Source organism: Streptomyces lateritius, assembly GCF_014649715.1.
Lineage (GTDB): Bacteria > Actinomycetota > Actinomycetes > Streptomycetales > Streptomycetaceae > Streptomyces > Streptomyces lateritius.
Map to the genome: position 1 here is coordinate 135,521 of NZ_BMTO01000006.1, position 6,000 is coordinate 141,520.

The 6,000-nt window shown below is 71.5% G+C and carries 3 protein-coding genes and 1 tRNA gene; 1 reads left to right on the plus strand and 3 read right to left on the minus strand.

Annotation, left to right across the window (positions count from 1 at the left end; genetic code table 11):
- Positions 1-6: 6 nt before the first annotated feature.
- The 3 genes from IE136_RS13810 to IE136_RS13820 form a co-directional block, all read right to left on the minus strand.
- Positions 7-1,926, minus strand: coding sequence for a tetratricopeptide repeat protein (locus tag IE136_RS13810; RefSeq protein ID WP_189600470.1), 1,920 nt, complete (start codon positions 1,924-1,926; stop codon positions 7-9).
- 207 nt (positions 1,927-2,133) lie between these two features.
- A tRNA-Met gene (locus tag IE136_RS13815) sits at positions 2,134-2,207 on the minus strand.
- Positions 2,208-2,248: 41 nt separating this feature from the next.
- Entirely contained in the window at positions 2,249-5,227 is a 2,979-nt protein-coding gene (locus IE136_RS13820) for a UPF0182 family membrane protein (protein ID WP_229818830.1), read from the minus strand.
- A gap of 135 nt (positions 5,228-5,362) precedes the next feature.
- Here IE136_RS13820 and IE136_RS13825 point away from each other — a divergent pair, with 135 nt between their 5' ends.
- A complete protein-coding gene (locus IE136_RS13825) occupies positions 5,363-5,917 on the plus strand; it encodes a PPA1309 family protein (protein ID WP_158990238.1) in 555 nt (184 codons plus the stop codon).
- The last annotated feature ends 83 nt before the right edge of the window (positions 5,918-6,000 follow it).

The window sequence follows — 6,000 nt, forward strand, 5'->3', positions numbered from 1 at the left end:
CAGCCGCTACGCGGTCAGCTCCTGGTGGAGCGCCTCGCTCAGTCGTGCGGCGCGCTCGGCCACCTCGGCGGGACCCAGCTCCACCGCGCGGGCGCACCAGCGCCGCCCCTCCGTCAGCTCGCCCCGGCGTGCCGCGAGCAGCGCGAGCCGCAGGGCCGCGCGCCCGTGCCCGGCGCGGGCGGCGCGGGTCCACCACAGGGCGGCCTCCCGCTCGCTGCCCTCGCGGGCGAGCAGCAGCCCGAGGTTGAAGGCGCCGTTGCGGCTGCCCGCCTCGGCCGCCTCGCGGTACCAGTGGGCCGCGTCGGCCACGTCGCCGCGGGCGGCAGCCAGCATGCCCACCCGTACCTGCGCGCGCCGGTGCCCCTGCTGGGCGGCCCGCTCGTACCACTCCTCGCACTCGCTCTTCTCCTCGCGCGGGGCGCCGAGCGCGGGCGGCGCGGGCTCCGGGCGGCGCGCGTCGAGCACGGTGGCGAGCCGGAACGCGGCCTCCGCGCTCCCGCCACCCGCCGCGCACCGCAGATGCCGCTCGGCGGCCTGCTCGTCGCCGTCGCGCAGGCAGGCGATGCCGACCTGGAGGGCCGCCTCGGTGTGCCCGGCCGCCGCGGCGCGCTCGTACCAGCTCAGCGCCGTGTGGTCGTCGTCGCGACCCGCGTAGAGGATGCCGAGATTGAAGGCGGCGTCGACGCTGCCGGCCTCGGCGGCCTTGGAGAACCACGGCTCGGCGCCGCCCGCGTCCCCGGCCTGGAGGAGCAGCACGGCGAGCGCGTTGGCCGCCTCCCGGTGCCCCGCGTAGGCGGCCCGGCGGTACCACTGCTCGGCCTGCTGCGTGCGGTCCTGGGCGGCGCAGAGCAGCCCGAGGTTGTACGCCCCGTTCACGTCGCCCGCGTCCATGGCGGCGCGGTACCAGCGCTCGGCGGTCTGCTGTTCGCCCCGTGCCGCGTGCAGGGCCCCGAGGGCGTTGGCGGCGTTGCCGTCGCCGTCCTGGGCGGCGCGCAGCCACCACACGGCGGCGCTCTCCTCGTCGCCGGCGTCGCGCAGCAGGAAGCCGAGCGCGCAGGCGGCCTTCGCCTCGCCCTCCTTGGCCGAGCTGAGGTACCAGCGGCCGGCCTCCTTCAGCTCGCCGCGCTTCTCCAGGATCGCGCCGAGGTGCAGCGCGGCCCGCCGGTGTCCGCGCGCGGCGGCCTGCCGGTACCACTGCTCGGCCTCGCTCAGCTCACCGGCGGAAGGCAGGCCGCCCGGACCGTCGGGCGCCGTCGCGGCCCGCAGCCGCGTCCCGGTGCCGTGCGGGGCCGTGGCGGCCCCGTCCGTCGTGCCGGTGGCCCGGGCCTCCAGGGTGCGCGCCAGCCGGTAGGCGGCCTCGCGGTGGCCCTGCTCCGCGGCGGCGCGCAGCCAGCGCTCCGCGCCGACGTCGCTGCGGTGTTCCAGCAGGTCGGCGAGGGCGTACGCGCCCAGGGCGTGGCCCTGCTCGGCGGACTGGCGCAGCCAGTACTCGGCGGCGGGCTCGTCGCCGCGCTCGCGGTGGTAGCGGCCGAGCGCGTGGGCGGCGGGGGCGGAGCCCGCGACGGCGGCGACCCGCCACCATCCGGCGGCCTCCTCGGCGTACCCACGCTGGTGCAGGAGCACGCCCAGGTTGTTGGCGGCGGCGCGGTCCCCCTCGGCGGTGGCGCCACGCAGGTACGGCTCGGCGCCGTCCAGGTCTCCCCTGCGCAGCAGCAGCGCGCCGAGCACACTCATGGCCGCGGTGTCGCCGCTCTCGGCGGCTCGCCGGTGGCGCGCCTCGGTCTCGGTCTCGTTCTCGGCGGTGGTGTCGACGGCCTCATCGACGGCCACCGCGGCCTCGATGATGTCATCCGCGGCACGCTGGGCGTGCCGCCGCACAAACCGCCCCGTATCCAACAGAGTCGCCCTGTCCCCCATAAATTCCATCGTCGCACCACCCGCAACGCGCGTACACCTGGTATACCGCAGCCAGTGAGGTCACTTCAGCGTTTTGTCGACATGCCCACAGAGTGACAAGTCAAACACGACTCACCCCAACTCGCCCCACCCGTCGCGCTCTTCGGGGAGGGCACGTGGCGTCTTCCGAGCACGACAAGGGCCCGGATCCTGATGGATCCGGGCCCTTGTCTTCAGTAGCGGGGACAGGATTTGAACCTGCGACCTCTGGGTTATGAGCCCAGCGAGCTACCGAGCTGCTCCACCCCGCGTCGTTGTTCCGTAAAGGTACCACGACGCGGGGTGGAGTCCGTCATCCGCTCGGCGGGCTCGCGCTGGTGGACGGCGTGGTCGACGGCTTGGGAGCGGTGTTCCCGGCCGGCTTGTCGCCGCTCTTGCCCGTCTCCGGCTTCAGCTTGGCGCCGGCGTCCGCCGCCTGCTGGAGCGCCTTCTGCAACGCTTCCTGCGCCTTGCCGTAGGCGGTCCAGTCGCCCTTCTGCAGCGCCGCCTCACCGTCGTCGTACGCCTTCTGCGCGTCGGCGATGGCCTTCTTCAGGGCGGCGTCGTTGGTGGTGGGCGTCGTCGGCGGCTTGGTGCCGGGCTCCTCGGGCTGTTCGGGCGGCGTCGCGCCCTCCACCCCGAAGACCGCGTTGAGCGCCTTGGCGAGGTTGTCCTCGAACACCGTGGTGTCCTTGGTCGTGTCACCGTCCGGCTGGTCCGCGTCCACGTACGACACCGCGACCTTCTTCAGCAGCGGATAGTGCGCGTTGCGGCCCTGCGCGTACACCGGCTCGACGTAGAGGAAGCCTCCGTCGAGCGGCACGGTCAGCAGATTGCCGTACTGGATGTCGGAGTCGGCGCCCTTCATGTCCCGGACGAACGTGGCCACGGACGGGAGGCTGTTGAGCTTGTTCTGCACCTGCTCGGGTCCCGGGACCTCGGAGGTGACTCGCAACAGCCTTATACGGCCGTAGTCCTTGCTGCCCGCGTCGGCGTCGACCGCCATGAAACCGCCCAGGTTGGGCCGCCCGTTCGGGGTGAACGTCGTCGTCAGCGAGAACCGCTGGGTGTCGTCCCCGGGCATCTTCATGCTCAGGTAGTACGGCGGGACCGCGTTGCCGTCCCGGTTGGTCGGGTCGTCCGGCACCTGCCAGGCGTCCGAGCCGCTGTAGAACTGCGCCGGGTCCTGCACGTGGTACCGGGTGAGGAGCTCACGCTGGACCTTGAACATGTCCTGCGGGTAGCGCAGGTGCTGCAGCAGCTCCGGCTTGATCGTCTCGCGCGGCTGCACGGTGTCCGGGAACGCCTTCATCCACGTCTTCAGGACCGGGTCGTTCTTGTCCCACTGGTACAGCGTGACCGTGCCGTCGTAGGCGTCGACGGTGGCCTTGACCGAGTTGCGGATGTAGTTGACCTGGTTCTGCTGGGCCACGACCGCGCGCTGCTGGTTGCCCACGGTCAGGGAGTCCGCCGTGGTGTCGCCGAGCGTGGTGCGCGAGGCGTACGGGTAGCCGTTCGTGGTCGTGTACGCGTCGACGATCCACTGGATCTTGCCGCCGACGACCGCCGGGTAGGCGTCGCCGTCGATGGTCAGCCAGGGCGCGACCGCCTCGACGCGCTCCTTGGGGGTGCGGTTGTAGAGGATCCGCGAACCCTCGCCGATGGCCCCCGAGTAGAGGATCTGCGGCTCGCTGAACGCGACCGCGTAGGCGGCGCGGTTGAAGGCGGTGGAGAGGTTGACCCCGCTCTTGCCTTCGTAGCTGGTGGTCTTCTCGCCGTTCTCCTCGTAGTCCAGCTCCTTCTGCGGCCCGCCGACGATCGAGTACTGGTCGGTCTTCTCGCCGTAGTAGATCCGCTGCTGGTACGTGGGGAGCTGGCCCGTGGTCGGCAGGCCGGCCTCGGTGAACACCGGGGAGCCGTTGGCGTCCGTCTGCGTCCCCTTGGCCATGATCGCGCCATAGCCGTGGGTGTACGTGAAGTGGTCGTTGATCCAGTTCCGCTTCGGGATGCCCTTGATGTTGAGCTCACGCAGGCCCACGACGGTGTCCTGGCCGTTGTAGCGGTCCACGTCGAGGGTGGTGGGGAACTGGTAGTACTTCCGCTTCTGCTCCAGCTGCTGGAACGTCGGCGAGACGATGTTCGGGTCGATCAGCCGGTAGCTGGCCGCCGTGTCGGCGTCGTCGCGCAGCTGGCCCTTGGCCTTGACCGTGGACTTGCCCGAGTAGTTCTCCGGCTCCGTCCCGGCGATGTCGTAGGCCTTGCGGGTCGCGTCGATGTTCTTCTGGATGTACGGCGCTTCCTTGGCCTGCTCGTTCGGCTGGACCTGGAACTTCTGCACGATGGCCGGGTACAGGCCGCCGATCAGGATGGCCGAGAGGACCATGAGCCCGAAGCCGATCACGGGCAGCTGCCAGGTGCGGCGCCACAGCGTCGCGAAGAACAGCACGGCGCAGATCACCGCGATGCAGAAGAGGATCGTCTTCGCCGGGAGATAGGCGTTGGCGTCGACGTACCGCAGGCCCGTCCAGTTGCCGGCCGCCTTGAAGTCGCTGGACTTCACGGCCAGGCCGTACCGGTCGAGCCAGTACGCCACGGCCTTCAGCGAGACGAAGACGCCGAGCAGCACCGAGAGGTGACCGGTCGCCGCCGCGGTGGCGCGCGCGCCGGGGCTGGTGACCCGCAGCCCGCCGTACAGGTAGTGGGTCATCGCGGCGGCGATCAGCGAGAGGACGGCGGCCGCGAAGCCGAAGGCGAGGAGGAAGCGGTACCAGGGCAGGTCGAAGGCGTAGAACGCCACGTCGAGCTGGAACTGCGGGTCCTTCTGGCCGAACGGCACGCCGTTCACCCACAGCAGCCAGGTCCGCCACTGGCCGGAGGCCGAGGCGCCGGCGATCAGGGCCACCAGGGCGGTGATCGCGAGCAGCACCCACTTCTTGTAGGGCGCCAGGCCCATGCGGTACCGGTCGAGACTCTGCTGCTCCAGCGACATCGCGCTCAGCGGCGGCCGGAGCCGGTACGCCAGCCAGATGTTCAGCCCGACCGCGAGCCCCATCAGAAGACCGAAGACGGCGAAGAGGCCGATCTTGGTCCACAGGGTGGTCGTGAACACGGACGAGTACTGGACCGAGCGGTACCAGAGCCAGTCCGTCCAGAACCCGGCGAACATGACGAACAGCATGGCCAGGACGGCCAGCACGCCCAGCGTCATGAGCAGGGTGCGGGCCCGCCGGGACGGCCGGCCGACTCTGATCCTTGGCCCGGACGGGCCTCCGCCGCCTCCGCGGTCCGGCATCTGGAAAGCCAACGTGCGCCCCTCGAGGTTGATGCGTCGATAAGCAGGCTCCGCGATCGTAGAGCCCACTGGTGCAACTTACTGAGGCTTTACCTAGTTCCCGTCTTCGGGGCATGAGGAGGCAGGATGTTCCCCATGTCCAACGTTTCCCCTTCCGGCACCCCCATGGCCGCGAGCCCCCTCACCCGCGCGGTGCTCGAGATCGACGAGTACGCCTCCGGTCTCGGCTGGGACCGGCCCGCCCGGCTCTTCGCCCTGGTCGACACCGCCCGGCTGCGCGCCCAGGAGCCGGGGCTCGCCTCCCAGCTCGGCCTCGGCGGCGGCGAAGCCGCCGCGTTCACCCCGATCGAGCAGGAGGAGCTGCCCGCCGGGAAGCCCCTCGACGAGTTCCTCGGCACCATCGCCTGGCCCGACGCGGTGGCCGGATGCGCGCTGACGGTCGAGCGGCTGATGCTGCCGCCGTCGGCCGAGGCGTCGGTGCCGGACGGCCTGAACGAGGCCGCTCTGGCGAAGTGGGTGGCCCGGCATCCCGACCGTCAGGAGGTCCGGATGACGGTGGCGGTGCTGCGCAACGGCGCCCGCGAGGCGGCGATCCGGCTGCGGGAGAAGGACTCGCCGAACGAGGTCCTGACCGGGGCCGACCTCGTGCCGGGTCTCGCGGACGCGCTGGCGGCGACGTTCGAGTCCTGAGCCCCGAAGAGCCGGCCCAGGAGCGGTCGCCCCGCTCCTGGGCCGGCTCTTGGTCTCAGCTCCTTGATCAGCTCCTGGAGCAG